The sequence below is a fragment of the Streptomyces sp. NPDC007162 genome (assembly GCF_040634175.1).
Classification (GTDB): domain Bacteria; phylum Actinomycetota; class Actinomycetes; order Streptomycetales; family Streptomycetaceae; genus Streptomyces.
Genome location: NZ_JBEYFC010000142.1, coordinates 1 through 19,328, shown reverse-complemented (window position 1 = coordinate 19,328; position 19,328 = coordinate 1). Strand labels below are relative to the sequence as shown.

At 68.2% G+C, this 19,328-nt stretch carries 16 protein-coding genes; 7 read left to right on the top strand and 9 right to left on the bottom strand.

Annotation, left to right across the window (positions count from 1 at the left end; translation table 11 throughout):
- Positions 1-21 precede the first annotated feature (21 nt).
- The 7 genes from ABZ646_RS18930 to ABZ646_RS18900 all read right to left on the bottom strand — a co-directional run bounded on the left by ABZ646_RS18930 (position 22) and on the right by ABZ646_RS18900 (position 7,662).
- On the bottom strand, positions 22-576 hold the full coding sequence (locus ABZ646_RS18930; protein WP_360519917.1) for an ACT domain-containing protein: 555 nt from the start codon (positions 574-576) through the stop codon (positions 22-24).
- 33 nt (positions 577-609) lie between these two features.
- On the bottom strand, positions 610-1,971 hold the full coding sequence (locus tag ABZ646_RS18925) for an aminomethyl transferase family protein (protein WP_360519915.1): 1,362 nt from the start codon (positions 1,969-1,971) through the stop codon (positions 610-612).
- A 143-nt stretch (positions 1,972-2,114) separates the two neighbouring features.
- On the bottom strand, positions 2,115-3,338 hold the full coding sequence (locus ABZ646_RS18920) for a hypothetical protein (protein WP_360519913.1): 1,224 nt from the start codon (positions 3,336-3,338) through the stop codon (positions 2,115-2,117).
- Positions 3,339-3,375: 37 nt separating this feature from the next.
- Positions 3,376-4,668, bottom strand: a complete 1,293-nt coding sequence (locus ABZ646_RS18915) for a Xaa-Pro peptidase family protein (RefSeq protein WP_360519911.1) — start codon at positions 4,666-4,668, stop codon at positions 3,376-3,378.
- On the bottom strand, positions 4,665-5,600 hold the full coding sequence (locus ABZ646_RS18910) for an NAD(P)-dependent oxidoreductase (RefSeq protein ID WP_360519909.1): 936 nt from the start codon (positions 5,598-5,600) through the stop codon (positions 4,665-4,667). Before ABZ646_RS18910 ends, ABZ646_RS18915 begins: the two co-directional genes overlap by 4 nt.
- Before the next feature lie 383 nt (positions 5,601-5,983).
- Positions 5,984-6,640: a response regulator transcription factor gene (locus ABZ646_RS18905; RefSeq protein ID WP_360519907.1), complete on the bottom strand. Its 657-nt coding sequence runs from the start codon at positions 6,638-6,640 to the stop codon at positions 5,984-5,986.
- Positions 6,637-7,662 carry a sensor histidine kinase gene (locus tag ABZ646_RS18900; protein ID WP_360519905.1) on the bottom strand — a complete coding sequence of 342 codons (1,026 nt, stop codon included), beginning with the start codon at positions 7,660-7,662 and terminating at the stop codon, positions 6,637-6,639. The genes ABZ646_RS18905 and ABZ646_RS18900 overlap by 4 nt, the downstream gene beginning before the upstream one ends.
- 126 nt (positions 7,663-7,788) lie before the next feature.
- Between ABZ646_RS18900 and ABZ646_RS18895 the strand changes: the two genes are divergently transcribed.
- Both ABZ646_RS18895 and ABZ646_RS18890 read left to right on the top strand, forming a co-directional pair.
- Positions 7,789-8,523: an ATP-binding cassette domain-containing protein gene (locus tag ABZ646_RS18895; RefSeq protein ID WP_360519903.1), complete on the top strand. Its 735-nt coding sequence runs from the start codon at positions 7,789-7,791 to the stop codon at positions 8,521-8,523.
- A gap of 147 nt (positions 8,524-8,670) precedes the next feature.
- A complete protein-coding gene (locus ABZ646_RS18890; protein WP_360519901.1) occupies positions 8,671-9,309 on the top strand; it encodes a hypothetical protein in 639 nt (212 codons plus the stop codon).
- 458 nt (positions 9,310-9,767) lie between these two features.
- On the opposite strand, the gene ABZ646_RS18885 is transcribed toward ABZ646_RS18890, so the two are convergent.
- A complete protein-coding gene (locus tag ABZ646_RS18885; protein ID WP_360519899.1) occupies positions 9,768-11,081 on the bottom strand; it encodes a helix-turn-helix domain-containing protein in 1,314 nt (437 codons plus the stop codon).
- A gap of 223 nt (positions 11,082-11,304) precedes the next feature.
- On the opposite strand from ABZ646_RS18885, the gene ABZ646_RS18880 reads away from it, so the two are divergent.
- Together ABZ646_RS18880 and ABZ646_RS18875 are read left to right on the top strand one after the other, a co-directional pair.
- Positions 11,305-12,543: an acyl-CoA dehydrogenase family protein gene (locus ABZ646_RS18880; RefSeq protein ID WP_360519897.1), complete on the top strand. Its 1,239-nt coding sequence runs from the start codon at positions 11,305-11,307 to the stop codon at positions 12,541-12,543.
- Between the two features lie 180 nt (positions 12,544-12,723).
- Positions 12,724-14,058, top strand: a complete 1,335-nt coding sequence (locus ABZ646_RS18875) for an aminomethyl transferase family protein (protein ID WP_360519895.1) — start codon at positions 12,724-12,726, stop codon at positions 14,056-14,058.
- 154 nt (positions 14,059-14,212) lie between these two features.
- On the opposite strand, the gene ABZ646_RS18870 is transcribed toward ABZ646_RS18875, so the two are convergent.
- Positions 14,213-14,692 (bottom strand): VOC family protein, encoded by a 480-nt coding sequence (locus tag ABZ646_RS18870; RefSeq protein ID WP_360519893.1) that lies wholly within the window; start codon positions 14,690-14,692, stop codon positions 14,213-14,215.
- 445 nt (positions 14,693-15,137) lie between these two features.
- On the opposite strand from ABZ646_RS18870, the gene ABZ646_RS18865 reads away from it, so the two are divergent.
- The 3 genes from ABZ646_RS18865 (at position 15,138) to ABZ646_RS18855 (ending at position 19,293) form a co-directional block, all read left to right on the top strand.
- Entirely contained in the window at positions 15,138-15,725 is a 588-nt protein-coding gene (locus tag ABZ646_RS18865; RefSeq protein WP_360519891.1) for a flavin reductase family protein, read from the top strand.
- A gap of 80 nt (positions 15,726-15,805) precedes the next feature.
- Entirely contained in the window at positions 15,806-17,995 is a 2,190-nt protein-coding gene (locus tag ABZ646_RS18860) for a thiamine pyrophosphate-dependent enzyme (RefSeq protein WP_360519889.1), read from the top strand.
- Positions 17,995-19,293 carry a dihydrolipoamide acetyltransferase family protein gene (locus tag ABZ646_RS18855; protein WP_360519887.1) on the top strand — a complete coding sequence of 433 codons (1,299 nt, stop codon included), beginning with the start codon at positions 17,995-17,997 and terminating at the stop codon, positions 19,291-19,293. Before ABZ646_RS18860 ends, ABZ646_RS18855 begins: the two co-directional genes overlap by 1 nt.
- Positions 19,294-19,328: the final 35 nt, after the last annotated feature.

Here is a 19,328-nt window from a genome sequence, read left to right as displayed (position 1 = left end):
AAAAATTTACGTTCCCTTCATCTACTGCGTGCTGTCCGCGGTGCGGACGTTCCCGCCGAGCCCCCGGACGAGCGGATGGAGGCGGTGCCCGTCGATCACCGGCACATAGAAGTACGGGATGTCGAACCGCCGCACCTGGTCGGCCAGGTCGGGGTGGTTCGACACGACCATCTCGACCTTGACGTTCAGTTCCCCGTGCTGCTGACGCCACAGCAGGTCCAGCAGACAGTGATCGGTCTTGGAGGCGAAGATCGCCACCCGCTTACGCCTGCCCGCCTCCGAGAGCCGCCATTCCAGACCGAGCTTGTCACGTATCTCGCGGTCCAGGGCCCTCTCCAACTGGGGCCGCGCGGCGCCCAGTCCCGCGAGGCGGAAGACGGTGCGCTGGTAGAACCGTCCGCCGACCGGGTCTGTGGAGTGCTGGTCCAGGGAGACGATGTTCGCTCCGGCCTGGGCGAGTACGGAGGAGACGGCCGCGACGACGCCGGGCCGGTCCTCGCCCTGCACGATCAGCCGTCCTTCCTGCGTCTCCCGTCCGGTGGCGGTCTTCGGGGGAGCGGTCTGGGTACTTGTCACTGTCGCTTTCCTTTCACCATGAAGCGCCGGATGTCAGGCGGCCGCCACGCCGGAGGGAATGGAGCTGAGGTCCACGGCCTCGTTGCGGGGCAGATCGAGGTACGGGAACCGCTCGACGACGGCGCGTACCGGCTTGATGCGCCCGCCGTGGTCGCCCCACTGGACGACTACCTCGTTGCCGATCTCCGCCTGGTCCACGTCGATGGCGCAGTGGGAGAGCATCTGGCGGTAGTAGTAGGAGTACACGGCGAGGGAGGAGATGCCCACGACCTGACCGCCCTTGGTGACGAGGTCGGCGTGGCCGCCCGCCGGAGACTGTGGTGTGGTCGGGAACTCGAAGTGCTTGTACTCCTCGCCCGGCTCGAACTGCGAAGCGAAGACATCCAGGATGTCCTCCTTGTTCCACCGCAGCGTCACGGTCTTGCGGCGCCGAACGGCGGCTTCGGCCTCGATCGCCTCACGGCCGAAGAAGTCATGGTCGAACTTAGCCATCCAGCCCCAGTTCACCTCGTGCGGTGTGCGCAGGCGGGCTCGGTGGTCGGTGGGATCGGCGCTGCCTGTCAGCCCCGCTCCCTCGCGCAGCGGGGGAACCGTCGCACCGAACGCAGGGTCGGAGAGGAAACCGGCGTCGAAGTACGCCGAGGGCAGGAACGTACAGCCCTGTTGGGGGAAGCCGCCCTCGGTGTGGTTCACGACGTAGGTGCGCCAGCCCAGTCGCTTGATCCCAAGGCCCTGGCCCGCCTGGTAAACGGCGTCGAACACGGCGGGCCCGTTCTCGATGGGTCCGCGCAGTTCATAGGCGAGCGTGCCGGCCATGCCGATGCGGGACAGCTCGACGTCCACCTCCGTATCGACACCGGCGATGGCGACCTTCTTGCTCGCGAGAAAGGCGACATCACGCAGTTGCTCCCCGGTCAGCCGCTCCAGGACCTGCAGTGACGTGGGGCCGGCCACCTGGAAGACGAAGATGTCGCGTGTGCTGATCCGCACGTCGAGACCGAGGGACTGTGCCTTGTGGGCGGCCCACGGCACCGGCGAGGCAAGCTGCCGGAACGAGTCCTCGCTGTCGCGGACGGTCAGCGCATGGTTGGCGATGAGTCCGTTCTCGTCGGGCATCACCAGATGCTTGGACTTGCCGATCGACCATGTGTAGACGTTGTTGATGCTCACCCGGGAAAGAAGTTCCTGCGCGTCCGGGCCGCTGAAGGTCACCTCGGGCATGAAACTGAGATTCGAGGCGATATAACAGCCCGTTTTCCATGACAGCGAGGTCGACTTCCAGTCGTCCCCCTCCCAGACCGCGAGCGTCCCTCCGATGTTGAAGTACGTCGGTACATCCGGATAGGCCGGAACGTCTTTGACCGTCAACAGCCCGGGTCCACGTTCATCGCTCATTCCTCGCTCATTTCCTCGCCATTGATGGGGTTTTCAGGAGGGTATGTTCCGTTCGGGCCACCAGCTATCCGGTCCAGAAGCCCGCACATCCGCTTCGCGAAACAGGCCGCGTCCAGGTGTGACTTACAAGGAGCCTGTGCCGCTCACAGGAACATCGCGTAACGCGACATGTCGAGCCCGGTCAGACTGAGTGCGTACGCCTCACGGTTCAGGGGCCCGTTGTTGAGTCCGTGCCGGCTGGCGGTGCCGAAATCGCGCCAGAACCTCTGCAGCGGGTTCGACAGCGCGAAGCTCCTCGTGCCGTTGATGTCCAGGAGGAGATCGACGGCCGTTCGGAGATTGGTCGTCGCGATCGCCTGGTCGCTCTTGAGCCGTGCCCTTTCATCGAGGCTGAGCACACGGTCCTCCTGGGCCGCGCGATCCATGTCCTGCGCGCCGCGCAGCAGATGAAGCCGGCCGGTGTCGATGGCGGTCCGCGCCTCGGCGAGTGCCGAGCGCCACCCCGGCGACTCACGGGCGTCGTCGTAGTTCCAGTTCGAGATCGACCGGCCGCCGTTCATGACCTCGACGGTGATGTCCCAGACGGCTTCGGCCATTCCCAAGAGCGGGGCACCGAGGCCGAGGCACGCGATGGCGCTCACCGAAGACCGATACGCCGTCTCGTCGCTGTGCCAGCGGGGGAAGGTGCGGCCCAGGAACGTGTCGGCATCGATGGTCCAGTGTTTCGGGACGACCAGATCGTCAGCGATGAGAGTGTTGCTGCCCGTGCCGGCCATACCGGCGACGTACCAGCTGTCCTTGATCTCCATCTCCGCGATGGGCATGAGGGCCCACCGGATCTCCTGAGGCTTTCCCGCGTCGTCCAGTACCATGAAGCCGCTGATCGTCCACTGCGCTTGGTAACAGCCGGACGCGAAGGGCCACTTGCCGGTGATCCGGTATCCGTCCTTCGTCGGTACACCGGTCCCCCCGGCGCCGAACTGGCTGATGGAGACGGTGTGCGGGTCGTCGCCGTAGACCGCGTCCCGAGCATCGTCGGGAAGCAGCCCCATGGTCCAGGCGGTCATGTTGGCGATCATCGCGACCCACCCCGCCGATCCGTCGCCCCGGCAGAGCTCCGAAACGACCTCGATCAGGGTCTGTGCGTTGCCTCCGGAGCCGCCGGCCCGGCGAGGACCGCATGCCTGCAGCAGTCCTGCGGAACGCATGGCCAGGGCCGACTCGTCCACGAGCCGCCGGTCGCGCTCGGACTGCTCGCCGTTCTTGCGCAGCAACGGAATGAGCTCGTGCGCGGTTGCAACCAGCTGGGCACGCGTTTCTGCCTGCTCGGCAAGAGCGGACTGGATATTGGTATCGATGGTGGTCATGGGAGTCCTTCCTCGCTTGACGTCGTTGTCAGCGGCATTAGTAGGCATGGGCGACGAACAGTTCCTGTGCCGGGAATCGGGTCAGGATTTCGGTGCCGTAGTCGGTCACGACGACTTCCTCCTCGATCCGGGCCGCGGAGATGCCGTCGGATGCGGGGCAGTAGGTCTCCATCGCGAAGACCATGCCCGCCTTGAGTTCGACCGGGTCCTTCATGGAGTTCAGCCGCGAAATGATGGGTCGCTCGTGCAGGCCCAGACCCAGGCCGTGGGCGAACTGCAGGCCGAAGGCGGACAGTTCGTCATCGAAGCCGAAGTCCTGTGCTCGCGGCAGGACCGCCGCGACCTCGTCGCTGCCGACGCCCGGTTTGATGGCGTCCAGCGCGCTGTCCATCCACGCGCGGGCCTGCTGGTAGGCGTCGCGCTGGCTGGTGGTCGCCCAGCCGACCCCGAAGGTGCGGTAGTAGCAGGTCCGGTAGCCGTTGAACGAGTGGATGATGTCGAAGAAGGCCTGGTCGCCGGGGCGGATGATGCGATCGGTGAAGTTGTGCGGGTGCGGGTTGCAGCGCTCCCCGGAGATCGCGTTGATCGCCTCGACCTGGTCGGATCCGTACTCGTAGAGCCGCTTGTTGGCCAGAGCGACGATCTCGTTCTCCCGCGCTCCGGGCTTCAGAGCGCCGACGATGTCCTGGTAGACCCCGTCGACCATGGCGGCCGCCTGGTTGAGCAGCATGATCTCGTCGGGCGACTTGATCACGCGTGCGTCCAGCATGTGCTGCTGGGCGTCGGCGACCGAGATGCCCTGCCGTTGCAGCTCGAACAGGAAGGGCGGCTCCACGATGTCCACCCCGAGCGGGCTGTCGGCCAGGCCCGCCTCGGTGAGCAGCGACTTGATCTCCGCGACGGCGTCGACCATCAATCCCGCGCCCTCGGGGTCCACCGCCCCGCGAAAGCCCAGGAAGCCGGCACGGTAGTGGTCGTCCGGCACCCAGTCCGAGTACAGCTTGTGGTGGCGCACGGCGGAACCGAAATCCCACAGGATGGGATCACGTCCACGCATGAGAAGGGCGTAGCGGATCATCTTGTCGCCCAGCGCGCCGCCGATCCAGGTCTGGGTCGTGTAGCGGATGTTGTAGAAGTCGAAGAGCAGGAACGCGCCGCAGTCGCTGGCCTCCAGCGCGGCCTTCGCCCGGGAGAGCCGGTAACGGCGCAGCCGGTCGAAGTCGACCCGGTGCTCGTAGTCCACGCCGTTCTGCCCGGGGGCGCTCAGCGGGCGCACGTCCGGCGGCCGCTGGGAGGGGCGTTGGAAGGCCCGTTCGTCACGTCCGCTCACCGCTGCGTCTCCAGTCCGTCGTCGACCGGGACGTTCTCCGCCTCCAGGGAAATCCCCGCCCCCTTCGCGACGGTGAGGATGAGGGTGGCGAAGTCCAGCTCCGTGTTGCCGGCCCCGACCTCCTGGGCGACGATCTGGCGGGTGGCGGAGGCGAGGGGCATCGGGACCCCCAGCTCGTGCCCGGCGTCCAGGCCGAGGTCGAAGTCCTTCTGCAGCAGGACATTGGTGAAGGTGGTCGTGAAGTCCAGGTTGACCAGGGCCGGCGACTTGTAGCGAGTGAACGTCGAGCCCATCACCGAGTCGTTGAGGAAGGCCAGGAAGTCGGCGCGCCTGACCCCGCCCTTCTCGGCGAGCACCGTGATCTCCGCCAGGGACTGGGTCACCACGCCGAGGAACAGGTTGTGCGCGATCTTCACCAGCCTGGCGACCTCGCCCTCGCCGACGTAGGTGACCCCGCGGCCGTACTGAGCCAGCAGGTCCTTGACGGCCTCGAAGGCCTCCCGGGGACCGGACACCGCGGCGGTCAGCTTGTTCGCGGCGATGACCTTCGGATTCCCGCTCACCGGTGCGGCGAGCAGCGAGGTGCCGCGCTCGTCCGCCGCGGCCCGCAGCACCTCACTGGCCTGGGTGGACACCGTCGACGAGTCCACGATGATGCCCGGAGCCGCAGCGGGGTCGGTCAGCAGCCCGTTCTCACCGGTGGTCACCTGGGCGAGGTCGCTGGAGGTGGACACCATGACGAACACCACGTCGCGGTCGGACAGGTCCACCGGGCGGGGCACGAACTTGGCGCCCTGGTCCACGAGGGGCTGCGCCTTCGCCGCCGTACGGTTGTAGACCGTGACGTCATAGCCCGCCTTCAGCAGCCGCAGCACGAGCTGCGCGCCCATCCTGCCCGTTCCGATCCAGCCGACAGTGGGCTTCTCCGACATGCTCGCTCCTAGATGTGGGTGTGCTACTCGGGGAGCCGCACCTGAAAGTCGAGGCAGGCCTCCCGTCGCTCGCCCGTCCAGTCTTGGGATCCGGACCGGGCTCCGCGATCCATATGCCGACCGTGGCCATCCGAGTTGCGAAAACTCCGGAGAATCCCTGCTGGAATCCGCCTTTGACGGCGCTGGACACGGATCCGGCCGTGGCCGTGGCAACGCTTCGCAGCGAGGCGCGATACCGGCTCGGGCTGACACAAGGTTTGCTGGGTGTCCTGCGACACCTTCACCGTGTCGAGTCGAGTACGCGGCGTCGCGGGAGGAAACGACCCCACCCCAAAGAGGGAGCGCGACCGGCCGGGACGACGTCGCCTTTCGAGGGCCGGGAATCAGCCGGTGAGGCCGCTGCGGTAGGCATGGATGACGAGTTGGACGCGGTCTCGGGCGTCGAGTTTGGTCAGGAGCCGGGCGACGTGGGTCTTCACCGTGCCGGCGCCGATGTAGAGCCGTTCGGCGATCTCGGCGTTGGTGAGTCCTTGGGCGATGAGCAGGAGCACTTCGCGTTCGCGGGTGGTGACGGCCTCGGGAAGCCGCGGCCGGTGCTGACCGTGCGGTGGCTGTGCCTGCCGGTGGACGTATGCCTCGATGAGCCGTTTGGTGATGCGCGGTGCGAGCAGGGCCTCGCCCTGGGCGACGGTGCGGACGGCGGACAGCAGGTCGAGGGGCGGCGCGTCCTTCAGGAGGAAGCCGCTGGCCCCGGCGCGCAGTGCGCCGAAGACGTACTCGTCCAGGTCGAAGGTGGTGAGCATCAGGACGCGTGCGTGGCCGGCGGCGGTGATACGGCGGGTGGCTTCGATGCCGTCCATCTCGGGCATCCGGACGTCCCTCAGGACGACGTCGGGCCGGTGTTCGGCGGCTGCCGTGACGGCGTCCCGGCCCGTCGCGACACTGCCGATCGACGTGAGGTCCGGGGCGGTGTCCACGATTCCGGCCAGGCCGATGCGGATCAGCTGCTGATCGTCGGCGACCAGGACCCGTATGGTCACGGCCGTTCCCGTGCCGCGGTGGTGGGCTGTGGCCCGTCCAGGGGGATGCCGGCCCGTACCCGGAAGCCACCGGTCGCGGCCGGCCCCGTCTGCAGGGTGCCGCCGTAGAGGGCGAGGCGCTCACGCATCCCGGTCAGCCCGCGCCCGGTGTGGCCCGGGGCGGGACGGGTAGCGCCGTCGTCGATCACCGTGAGTGTCAGTTCGCCCGGCCCGTACGCGACGGTGACGTGCGCGGTGCTCGCGTCGGCGTGCTTGACCACGTTGGTCAGCGCCTCCTGGACGATCCGGTACGCGGCTGCCTCCACCCCTACGGGCAGGGGTCTGGTGTGTCCCGTGACCGCGAGGTCGATCCGCAGACCGGAGCGCCGGGTCCGCTCGGCGAGACGGTTCAGGTCGGCGAGTTTCGGGGCGGGGGCCAGGCCCGTGTCGTCCGCGTCGTGGGTGCCGTCGCGCAGTACGCCGAGCATGCGGCGCAGCTCGACGAGGGTCTCCCGGCCGGTGGTCTCGATCGCCTCCAGTGCGCCGCGCGCGTCCTGGGGACGGTCGTCGAGCACCAGGCGGCCGAAGCCTGCCTGGACGGAGATCACGCTCATCGCGTGGGCGATGCCGTCGTGCAGCTCGCGGGCGATCCGCAGCCGTTCGGCCGCCGCCTCCTGATCGGCGCGGTCGCGTTCCTGACGTACCAGCGCGTGCAGATACCGGCGCCGCTGCCCGACCGCGAAGCCCACCGCCCAGGCGACAGCGAAGAGCAGCGCGAAGGGCACCACGGCCCCGGCGTGCTCGAACCTGGGCAGACCGGTGGACACCGCCATCGCCAGGGCCGCGGCCAGCGCGATTCCCGCGGTGCGGGCCGGGCGCAGGGACGTGACGCAGAAGAGCGCGAAGGCGAGCGGCACCCCGCCCCAGAAGATCGCCTGCGCATGCCACGGCGCCAGGCCGCACACCGCCAACGACAGAACGACAAGGGCCTCCGGCCAATACGGCCGGAACGACTCCGGGACCGCACGTGTCTTCGGTTCCACGACCTGAGCGTATGCCCCTCCCGCTCCTGCCCACATCGTCCACGGGACCTATGCCGTACGGCAGACCCGGGCTCGGAAGAACCTGCCCGCGGGCAGACGAAGCGTCCTGCCCGTCCCGGCATCGTCATGGACGTGATTCGATGCGAGCACCTGACCAAACACTTCGGCCGCAAGGCCGCCGTCGACGACCTCACCTTCGAGGTCCGGCCGGCCCGTGTGACCGGCTTCCTCGGCCCCAACGGCGCGGGGAAGTCGACCACCATCCGGGCCGTTCTCGGCCTGGACACCCCGGACGCCGGCCGCGCCCTGGTGGACGGCGTGCCCTACCGCCAGGCCGAACAGCCGCTGCGCCGCGTAGGCGCGCTCCTCGACGCCGCGGCCGTCCACCGGGGCCGTACGGCACGGGCCCACCTGGCCGCGCTCGCGGCCACCAACCACATCCGGCGCACCCGGATCGAGGAGGTACTGGCCCTCACCGGCCTCACCGACGTCGCCCACCGCAGGATCGGCACCTACTCGCTCGGCATGAAGCAGCGTCTGGGCATCGCCGCCGCCCTGCTCGGCGACCCACCGGTACTCATCTTCGACGAACCGGCCAACGGCCTGGACCCGGAAGGCATCAGGTGGATCCGGAGCCTCATGCGGTCGCTGGCCACCGAAGGACGCACCGTCCTGGTCTCCAGTCACGTGATGAGCGAGATGGCCCTCACCGCCGACCACCTTCTCGTCATCGGACGAGGACGTCTGCTCGCCGACGTCCCGATCACCGACTTCGTCCCGGTCGGCGCCTCGCTGGAGGACGCCTACCTCAACCTCACCGAATCCGCCGTGGAATACCGCACCGAAGGGACGGGCCACTGATGCCCACCGCACTGACAGGCGCCATGGCCGCCGAGGTCATCAAACTGCGTTCCCTCCGCTCGACCTGGATCACCGCCCTCATCGCCGTGGCGTTCGGCCTGACGCTGAGCATCATGGACGTCGCACACCGTCGACGCCTGGCCGCACATGAGCAGGGCCGACCGGGACCAGTTCGATCCGGTGGGCGACTCGCTCTCCGGTTTCTCCTTCGCCGTCCTCGCCTTCGGCGTCCTCGGTGTGCTGGCCATCAGCAGTGAGTACACCACCGGACTGATCCGCTCGACGCTGACCGCGACACCGCGGCGCGCGCTCGCCTACACCGCCAAGACTCTCGTCATCGGCGGATTCGCCCTGCTGCTGGGTGAACTGACCGCGTTCACCAGCTACTTCATCGGGCAGACCGTCCTGGCCAAGCAACACCTGGACGTCGGCCTGGGCACACCGGGCGTGCTGCGCGCCGTGTCCTGTGCCGGGTTGTACCTGTTCGTCGTCACCGTCGTGGGCTACGGCCTCGGGGCCGTCATCCGGCACACCGCCGGAGCCATCGCCGCACTCTTCGCCCTGGTCTACCTCGGTTACGGCGCGGCCAAAGCCGTCGAAGGCTGGTCTTCCCTGCCCAGCAGGCTCATGCTCAGCAACGCCGCAGACACCCTCGGCCAGCTTCACCCACACTCCCTCCACCCGGAACGCACCCCCTCTCTCTCCTTCGCCCTCCTCGATCTCGCCCTCTACCTCGCGCTTGCCCTCGGGTGCGGGGCCTGGCGCTTCACTCGTGACGTCTCATAGACGCGCCGTCCGATCGGCAGCAGTCGTTTCCGTCCCCATGCCGGGCCACTACACGCGACATGTGCTGGTGGTTGTGGGGGGTACCGCTCGTCTTCGACTGATCGGCCGCGGTGTGGTCGCGGGTGGGCACGAGATTCCGTCCACGCTCAGTACGCTGGTCCTTGACCAGCCAGCCGCGCTCGGCCACCCGCCGGGCCTTGGCTCGCACTCTTCCCACGCCGGCGGCCGAGGTCTTACCACCCCATCGGGCGGCGATCTGACGGCAGTTCAACGGCCCTGTCCCCTCCGGCACCGACGCCTCCGGGGCGCACGATGATCCGCTGGTGGTGCGGGGCGAGGACGACCGGCTGAAGGCCCGGCCACCAATCGGGCACGACCGTTCCGGTGCCGGGGAGCCGGCTCCATCCGCCGGTGCCCAGCGGCTTTGTGGACCATTGTCCCAACCCATGCGGCGACGGTCATGCTGAGGAAGTCATCTCGGCCAGATCGATGACATGGGCCAGGTGCAGGGCCGTCCACAGAATGCCCTGCTGTTCCTTCACGCTACGCCCGAGCAGTTCCTCGGCGCGCTGGACGCGGTAGACGACGGTGTTCTTCACGACGTTCAACCGCGCCGCGGCGTTCCTGGGGCTGCAGTTGCACTCGAGGTAGACGCGGACGGTTTCGCGCAGCACCGCCTCGCGTGCCCCTCCCAACGGACCGAGTTCGTCCCGTACGAAGTTCGCCGCTCGTTCGGGGTCCGAGGTGAGCAACGCCGCGAGCCTTACGTCCTCGAAGAAGACGGTCCTGCCTGGCACGGGTCCCGGGGGTCCTGCGGGTCCTGCGGGCGCGAGGCGCGCGACCCGTGCGGCGGTCACCGCCTCGTCGTGGGTCGTGCGAAAGCCCTCCAGCCCTGCGGCCGGGCGGCCGACGGTGACGAGCAGGTCCGGAACCGTCGGTATCGAGCGGGGCATCGCCACGCTGGAATCGACGAACGCACCCCACGCCCAGACCTCGTGCTCGTCGGTGGGAATCGCGAGGTGTCCGACGGCGCCGATCTGGGTCAGCAGCTCCGTCGCCCTCCGGTCGAGGCGCTCCGGAGCGGTGTCCCCGCGTTCCGGCCGGCGCAGAACCAGGCCGATGTGGGTCCGGTTGGCGAGTTCGTAACGCAGCGTGTGGGTGGGGTCGACGTCCGGTACCTCGCCTCGCAGCAAGGTCCGCACGACCTCGCCCCGCACGCCCTCGACGCTTCCCAGCCACGCCTGTTCCTCGGTGGTGTACGCGGTGTTGCAGGCGAGTGCGAACGCGCTGACGTGCTCGACGAGGTAACGGGAGAGTTCGGACAGTCCCTGCATCTGCTTGTCCGCGGGTACGAGACGGCGGAACTGCTCGATCAGCGCATCGCCGAAAGCGGTGTGAGAGGCGTGGCCACGGGCGAGGACGAGATCCAGCGGTACACGCCGCCGCACGGCATTTTCGATCTGCCGCTCCATCTCCGGCGTGGCTGTGGTGGGCGTGGGAAATCCATGGGCGAGCACGACCAGGGCGCGCATGTTCACGGACTCGGTCGCCGGCTGCAGCCGGCGCGCGGCCTCCTTCCGCCGGGCTCCGCGCAGGTCGGGTTCCACGCCCAGCAGCGCGTGCTCCTGCGAGAGCTCCACCGCCCACAGAGCGGGCTCGAGTCCGATTGCGGCGACCGTCCGGTGCCAGGTCTCCGGCAGGCAGGTCGGCTCCAGATCCTCGAGCGGCGCCGTGGGGCGTAGGCGTCGCACCCAAGAGTCGGCCTCGGACATGCGCGTCCCCTTCGACACGAGCGCCCGAGCGGTCCGGGCGCATCGGCAGTACGGTACCCGTCACTCCCTCCAGGGGGACGTTCCCTTTTGTCCATGGAGCCAATACGGCGAGGCGGATTTTGCCGACGGGGGCAAGCGCCGTTCGGGCCTGCGGAAGTTGACTCGGTCTGTCGCTCCTCGCCGCTCAGGCGTGGCACGGGACCAGGGACGAAGGGAAACGACGATGCCGTCACGCGAGACCACTGCGCTGGTGGGTGACCTGCAGGCCCCAGAACCGGACCTGACTCCGGAGGAGGTCATCACCCGGGCAATCGCCATGCGCCCCATGCTCCGGCAGAACCGGGTCAAGGCCGCGGAAGAGGGCTCCTACTCCGCCGAGATCCACGAGGCCTTCGACAAAGCGGGCTTCTATCGCCTGGTGCAGCCGCAGAAATACGGCGGCTACGAATTCGGTCTGGAGACCCAGTACAGGGTCATGGTCGAGATCTCGCGTGGTGACCCCGGCATCGGCTGGTGCCTGACGCTGGGCACGGCTCACACCATCCCGCTCGTCGCGCACTTCCCGGAGCACGTCGTGCGCGAGGCTTTCGGCGCGAACGGCCTGTTCATCTCCTCGCACTCAGCCAGCCCCCGGGGCGTGGCCAAGCAGGCCGACGGCGGTTACATCGTCTCCGGCCAGTGGACGTACTCGTCGGGTGTCGCGCACTCGACACACGCGATGGTGACCGCCATCACCCAGTCCGAGGGCGGAGAGCCCATGCCCATCGTGGCGCTGCTGCCCCGGCAGGACTACGCGATCCAGGACGACTGGAACTCCAGTTTCACGATGGCACTCGGGGCGAGCGGGTCGCAGACGGTCGTGGTCGACGACGTGTTCGTCCCCTACGAGCGCACCGTTCCCTTCGACTGGCAGTCCACGAACTTTCCCGACGGCACGATCGGTCTCCGCTCCACCGGTAATCCCCTGTACCTCGGTCACATCGGGCCGCTGTACGCGGGCACCCTCGCCTGTATCCAGGTGGGCGCGGCGCGCGCTGCTCTCGACGAGTTCGAGCAGACGATCCTGACCAAGAAGCGGATCTTCCCTCCGCAGATCGAACGGTACAAGCACCCCGACTCGCAACTGGTGTACGGAGAGGCCCGGTCGACGATCGACGCCGCGGAGGCCGTCGTCTACTCGGCCGCGAGGGACTATCAGGCCCTCGGCGAACGCTGGACCAGCGGTGACATCCCTGCACTCGAGGAGTGGCTCGCGCTCGGCACCATGCTGTACACCGCGATCCGGCTGTCCCACGAGGCGACGGAACTCCTGTTCCGCTCCGTCGGCTCCTCCGTGACCCGGAAGGGCGTGCCCCTGCAGGACTACTTCCTCGCCACCCAGATGCAGAAGACGCAGGCAGAGGAGAACAAGCCCTTCTTCTACACATCGCTGGCGAAGGCCCGCTTCGGCCTGGAGCCGTAGCCAGGGCCCTCTTGCTGTCGTGCGGTGCCTTTGTTGCGCGAATCGGAGATTGTCCGACCGAAGCCGGATAGAGACACTCGTTGGGCCGATCGTAACCTCAGCGCCATCTGACAACGACGACAGATTGGCGGAACGGCGATGAGTGCAGGCGATGGCCGAAGCAACCCTGCCGTACGCGACGTGCCGGTGTATCCGGACATCCGCACGTACGCCGAAGTCCTCGGGGAACTGCACATCTGGGAGGGCGACGGCTGGAAAGCCGAGTCGATGTCGTGGAAGACCGGCGCGTACATCGCATCGAACCTCAGTGCCATGCCCGAGATCACCTTCGCGGGACCCGACGCCCAGGAACTGCTCTCCCGGGTCAGCATCAACAACGTCCACAAGTGGTTGATAGGAAAGTCCAAGCATCTCGTGATGCCGGACCAGCACGGCTTCATCGCGAACCACGGACTCGTGGTCCGGGACGCGGAGGACTCGTTCCGGCAGATGGCGTCCGGTTCGTGGCCGGCCTACCAGGCCAAGGCACTGGGGCTCGATGTGAACATCTCGTTCCGCGAGGTCTTCATCTACCAGGTCGCGGGCCCCGCGTCGCTCCAGATTCTGGAACGCGTCATCGGGCGGGACCTGAGGGATCTCGCCTTCCTCGGGATCACGATCGTCCAGATCCCGGGCATCGACGCCTCGGTGGAGATAGAACTCTCCCGCATCGGCATGGCGCAGACGCTCGCGTACGAGCTGCGTGGCCCGCTGGAGCACGGACCGGCGGTCTATGACGTCGTCTACCGTGCCGGCAAGGAGTTCGGCATCAAGCGCCTGGGGTGGCGCACCTACGTGGTCAATCACACCGAGGGCGGCTTCCCGCAGATGGGATGCACCTTCTTCCCGTCGTCGAACGGCGACCCCGGCTTCGCAGCGGATTCCGAGTACGGCGCCGCGGCCGACGAACCCATGGACCCCTCGGTCGCCGCCGGCCTGTTCACAGGGAGCATCGCACCGACCGATGTCCTCGCGCGCCTCCGGACTCCGCAAGAGGTCAACTGGGGGTGGATGGCGCACTTCGACCACGACTTCATCGGCCGGGACGCCGTCCTCGCCGCGTCGCAGAACCCGACGCGCAAGACGGTGACGCTCGCGTGGAACCCGGAGGACGTGGTCGACGTGTTCGCCTCGCAGTTCCAACCGGGCAGCGAATACCGCAACTTCGAGTTCCCGACGACGCCCGCCTCCCCGGCGGGCGGCCACGCCGACCTGGTCACCGTCGACGGTGAGGCCGTGGGCATATCCTCCGTCGCCGTGTACTCGTACTACTACCGCCGCATGATCTCGCAGTGCACGATCGACATCGCGCACGGCGAGATTGGCACCGAGGTCGAGGTGCACTGGGGCAACCACGGGGAGCGCATCAAGCGGATCCGCGCGACGGTGGAGCGCTTCCCCTACCTCGACCTGCCCAGCAACCGCGACTACGACCTGAGCACTGTCGCCTCCGGCGTCGCGAGCGCCGCTCACTGATCCGCGCGTGCTCGACGGATCCGGCGGCACCGGGTCAGGTGCGGTCGCCGCCGGATCGCACGCTGCGCCTCGCCATCGCTGACCGCGCAGCGACAGACGGCGGGAGAGCCAGAGCATCGCGCTCTGGCTCTCCCGCCGTTCTCACCGCCGACTGCTACAAGGCGGCCTCGGGATGGAGTTCCGCAGTAGCCTCGACGATCTCCTCCCAGCTGGCGTCGTTCAGTTCGATCGCATGCCCGTCCGGGTCCCGGACGTAGGTGAAGGTCGCCGAGAGGCTGCCGAAGTGGCCGGCGTTGGCAGGGGGCTCGAACCCCGCCGCCTCGAGGCGGGCGACCGTCTCGGCGTAGTCGTCGACCTGGATGGCGAAGTGCATGAACCCGCTCTCCGGCTGCGGGCGGCTGAAGGTGTCGTTCGGCGACGGGATGAACTGGATCAACTCAAGGCCGAAGCCGTCCGGCAACTCGAGGTACTGCATGATGTACTCGGTATCGGTCAGGTTGAAGAGATGTTCCGTGAACTTCTTGTCGGTCACGTAGGGACGCAGGGCCTTCTTCGCACCCAGCGCCTGGTAAAAGGCGACCGAGCGCTCGGCGTCCGAGACGCGGATGGTCAGATGCTGAGCCCGGCTGGTCATCGCGTCCCCCTCCCACAGAGCGGTGACGCAGTCGCCGAGCGCGACCTGCTGAGGGTGAATGGCATTCGATCGACGTCATGACGAAACCCTTCGCTGCGTTGTCGTAGACGTTGCCCGCCGAGTTTCCCGTGGTCTCGGCCCGGTGCGCTTGCCTCGTCGACCCAATCGAGCGCGATGTTCTTGGCTCGTCGGTGCAAAGCCGGTGGCAGCCTCGCTGCCGGCCCGCCGCGGGGAGGTTCGCACCGCCCACCGCTTCGCCGCGGCATCAAAGCTTGTTTCGCGCGGCGGATATTCAGTGGTCGCGAGCGGATAGCGGCTCGTCATTCAGGTACTCATAGTTGATCCGAGCCCAGTCGAGGTCGATGGGGCTTTCTTCTGCGATGACGTGTTGCAGCCTCTCCGGCCACGGAAGTCAATCCGACTCGTCGACGCGAAAGGAAAAGGAATGGCCAGCCTCATGACAGACATGAATTCCATACGGCGTACCGTCGTACCGATCACGGACGAGGAGGCCGCCGACTCGGTCTCGGCCGAGTCCTTCAAATCGGCGTTCCGGCTGCATCCGTCGGGGGTGGCGGTCGTCACCGCGGACCCGGGTGACGGCCCTGTCGCCATGACCGTGAGCTCGCTTTCGTCGGTCAGCACGGAACCGCCCCTGCTCGTGTTCTCGGTGTCGGTGATCTCGTCGAGCAGCCCGGCTTTCGAACGTGCCGAGAGCGTAGTGGTCCACATGGTGGGCACCAATCAGCTCTGGCTGGCCCGGCTCGGCGCCACGAGCGGCATCGACCGCTTCGCCGACACGTCCGCCTGGACGCGCCTACCGACTGGTGAGCCTGTTTTCCCCGCCGCCTACGCCTGGCTGCGCGGCAACATCGTGCAGCGTATAGAGGCGGGAAACTCCGTTCTTTGTGTCGTGCACGTCATAGAGACTTCCGGTTCGTCTGCCGGGCAGGAGACCGGCGGGGACGGCGCGAATCCCCTCGTCTATCACGCACGTACCTGGCACCACCTCGGCGACCACTCGAAGATCTGATATCTGCCCCTGTATAACGCCGCCTCGCCGGTCGAAAAAGGACCGGCCGGAAAAGCCGGAAACGGCCAAGGAATGACAGAATGCCTCAACGACGAGCACTCAAAACCGGGGTGCCCTGGACACAGCTGACGACGACGCGGGACGACTGGAGGAACGCCGACCCGAAGCTGCTGACCGGCATGCTGGTGCAGCTGCACCTCATCCGCGCGTTCGAGGAGACGGTGCTGGAACTCGCGGGTGAGAACCTCGTGCACGGTCCCGCCCACTCGAGCATCGGCCAGGAGGGCGGCGCGGTCGGATCCATCATCGGACTGCGCTCGAGCGACGGCGTCACCGGGTCCCATCGTGGCCATCACCAGTTCCTCGCGAAGGCACTCGGGCATGTTGCCCCCGAGGGGCTGAGCCTCGACGAGCCCGTACCGGCCGGGGTGCGGCATGTGCTCCGGCGCACGCTGGCTGAGATCCTCGGCCTCGCACAGGGGTATTCCGGCGGCCGCGGCGGCTCGATGCACCTGCAGTGGCTGGAGGCCGGCGCTCTCGGCACGAACGCGATCGTCGGCGGTGGCGTCCCGTTCGCCGCCGGCAACGCCTGGGCGCAGAGGCACGCGGGAACCGACGACGCGACGATCGCCTACTTCGGTGACGGCTCTGGCCAGATCGGCTCGGTGCTCGAAAGCCTCAACCTCGCAGCGGCGTGGAAACTGCCCGTCGCCTTCTTCATCGAGAACAACCTGTACGCCGTCTCCACCAACGTCGCGGAGATCGCGGCCGACCCGCGGCTCTCCGTGCGCGGCCAGGGCTTCGGCATCCCGTCGTGGAAGGTCGACGGCATGGACCCCCTGGCGGTCCACCTCGCGACGCAGGAGGCGGTCGCTCGGATGCGGGCCGGTGACGGGCCCGCGGTGATCGAGGCCGACGTCTACCGCTTCTTCCACCAGAACGGTTCCTATCCCGGCAGCGCCTTCGGCTACCGGACGAAGCAGGAGGAGAGCGAGTGGCGTGAGCGTGACCCCCTCATACGTGTAGCAACAGAGCTGAAGAACCTGCGGCTGCTCGACGACGAGGGCGAGCGGGCGCTGCGCGAGGCCGCCCAGGCGGCGATGCGGGAAGCGGCTCAGGCTCTCGTCGAGGAGGATCCACAGGAACCCGGCACCCGCCGGATCAAGCCGGACCTGTGGCCCGACCCCGGGTTCGTGGACGTGGGCATCCGCGGTGACGCGAGCGAGCTGGACGCCCTGAAGGCGCTCGAACCTGCCTCCTACGGTGGCGACTGGCGCGACACCCGCTTCGTCGACGCTGTGGCAGCCGTGATGGACCGCCGCATGGAGCAGGACCCACGCGTCATCGTGCTCGGCGAGGATGTCCACCGCCTGGGCGGCGGGACCAACGGCGCCACGAAGGGCCTGGTGAAGAAGTTCGGTCCGCACCGCGTCCTCGGCACCCCCATCAGCGAGAACGCCTTCACGGGGCTGGGTGGCGGCATCGCCCTCGACGGCCGCTTCCGGCCCGTCGTCGAGTTCATGTACCCCGACTTCCTGTGGGTCGCCGCCGACCAGGTGTTCAACCAGATCGGCAAGGCCCGCCACATGTTCGGCGGAACCAACCCGATGCCGTTCGTGCTGCGCACGAAGGTGGCGATGGGCTCGGGCTACGGCTCGCAGCACCTGATGGATCCCGCAGGCGTCTTCGCGACGGCGCCCGGCTGGCGCATCGTCGCCCCGTCGAACGCGGCGGACTACGTCGGGCTCATGAACGCGGCGCTCGCGCTGGAGGACCCGGTGCTCGTCATCGAGCACATCGATCTGTACGGCCTGGACGACCGCGTGCCTGAAGGCGACCTCGACTACGTCATCCCGCCCGGCACCGCCGTGGTGCGGCGCGAGGGCAGCGAGGTGACGGTGCTGTCGTACCTGTCGATGGTGCAGCGCTGCCTGGAGGCGATCGAGCAGTCCGGCGTCGATGCCGAGCTCGTCGATCTGCGGTGGCTCGACCAGGCTTCGATCGACTGGGACACCATCGGCGAGAGCATCCGCAAGACCAACGCCGTGCTGATCGTCGAACAGGGTGCGCGTGGCACCTCCTACGGCGGCTGGCTCGCGGACGAGATCCAGCGGCGCTACTTCGACTGGTTGGACCACCCGGTCGCCCGGGTGACCGGCGGCGAGGCGAGTCCGAGCATCTCCAAGGTGCTGGAGCGGGCCGCCATCGCCGCTACCGAGGAGGTCGTCTCCGGTCTGCTCGCGGTCCGTGCCGCGTTGGGAGGCCAGTGATGGCTCATGTCGTACGGATGCCGTCGGTGGTGGCCAACGCGACCGAGGCGATCGTCGCGCAGTGGCTGGTCGCGGTCGGCACACATGTCTCGCTCGGCGATCCGATCGCCGAGATCGAGACCGAGAAGGCCCTGGTCGAGTACGCGGCCGAGGTGGCGGGAACTGTCGGCCAGCTGCTCGCCGAGCCCGGCGCGACCGTGGCCGTCGGCACGCCGATCGCGGTCGTGCTGGAAGCAGGCGAGGACGCCGCGTCCGTCACGCTCGACGAGCCGGATCCCACCCCGACGCGGCCCGAGCCTGCTCCCCATCCACAGGCCGCTCCGAAGGCCACGCCCACCCCGGCCGTGTCTGCCGCCCCTGCGCCGACACCAAAAGCCGGCGCGTCACAGCCCGGCGGTCGTCTGTTCACGACACCGATCGTGCGCAAGCTCGCCGCGGAACGCGGCATCGATCTCACGCTCGTGCGTGGTACGGGACCGCACGGTCGCATCGTCCGTCGCGACCTGGACGCCTACACCGCGGCCGTCGAGTCTGTGTCACCACCGCCTGCCTCCGTCCAGGCAGCGCCCCTTGCCACAGGGCACACCGATGTCCCGCTGAGCGGCATGCGCAGGGCGATCGCGCGGAGGCTGACCGAGAGCAAGACGACGGTCCCGCACTTCTACGTCACGGCCCACGTCCGCGTCGACCAGCTGCTCGCGCTGCGCCAGGAGGCCAATGCGCTGGCCTCGCGAAAGATCTCGGTCAACGACATCGTCGTGAAGGCCGTGGGCGCGGCCCTCGTCGACGTGCCGGCCGCCAACGCGGTCTGGAGCGGCGACGCCATCCGGCGCTTCGACGGCGTCGACGTGGCGGTCGCGGTCGCGGTGCCGGACGGTCTGCTCACACCCGTCGTACGCGGCGTGCACACGCTCACGGTCAGCGAACTGAGCGCGCGGCTCGCCGATCTCGCGGAACGTGCCCGGACCGGGCGTCTGCACCAGCACGAGTTGGAGGGCGGGAGCTTCTCGGTGTCGAACCTCGGGATGTACGGAGTGGACGAGTTCTCCGCGATCCTGAACCCGCCACAGGCCGGCATCCTCGCCGTCGCCGCGGCGAAGCGGCAGCCGGTGGTGGAGAAGGACGGACAGCTGGGCGTCGGCTCGGTGATGACGGTGACGCTCTCGGCCGACCACCGCGTCATCGACGGCGCCGTGGCCGCGGAGTGGATGGCAGCGCTCGTACGACGGCTGGAGAACCCGCTCTCGTCGGGCGGGGCTGGTTCGGATCCCGCCGGCGTTGGGAGGCGCGGGCTGTGAAGTCGGCGCTGCGCAGGGCCCGCTGGACGTTTCCC

Excerpts from the sequence above, each read along its gene's own strand:
- ABZ646_RS18895 (WP_360519903.1), top strand. The coding sequence starts at position 7,789 with ATGGACGTGATTCGATGCGAGCACCTGACCAAACACTTCGGCCGCAAG.
- ABZ646_RS18870 (WP_360519893.1), bottom strand. The coding sequence starts at position 14,692 with ATGACCAGCCGGGCTCAGCATCTGACCATCCGCGTCTCGGACGCCGAG.
- ABZ646_RS18885 (WP_360519899.1), bottom strand. The coding sequence starts at position 11,081 with ATGTCCGAGGCCGACTCTTGGGTGCGACGCCTACGCCCCACGGCGCCG.
- ABZ646_RS18860 (WP_360519889.1), top strand. The coding sequence starts at position 15,806 with ATGCCTCAACGACGAGCACTCAAAACCGGGGTGCCCTGGACACAGCTG.
- ABZ646_RS18925 (WP_360519915.1), bottom strand. The coding sequence starts at position 1,971 with ATGAGCGATGAACGTGGACCCGGGCTGTTGACGGTCAAAGACGTTCCG.
- ABZ646_RS18865 (WP_360519891.1), top strand. The coding sequence starts at position 15,138 with ATGGCCAGCCTCATGACAGACATGAATTCCATACGGCGTACCGTCGTA.
- ABZ646_RS18920 (WP_360519913.1), bottom strand. The coding sequence starts at position 3,338 with ATGACCACCATCGATACCAATATCCAGTCCGCTCTTGCCGAGCAGGCA.
- ABZ646_RS18890 (WP_360519901.1), top strand. The coding sequence starts at position 8,671 with ATGAGCAGGGCCGACCGGGACCAGTTCGATCCGGTGGGCGACTCGCTC.
- ABZ646_RS18910 (WP_360519909.1), bottom strand. The coding sequence starts at position 5,600 with ATGTCGGAGAAGCCCACTGTCGGCTGGATCGGAACGGGCAGGATGGGC.
- ABZ646_RS18880 (WP_360519897.1), top strand. The coding sequence starts at position 11,305 with ATGCCGTCACGCGAGACCACTGCGCTGGTGGGTGACCTGCAGGCCCCA.
- ABZ646_RS18855 (WP_360519887.1), top strand. The coding sequence starts at position 17,995 with ATGGCTCATGTCGTACGGATGCCGTCGGTGGTGGCCAACGCGACCGAG.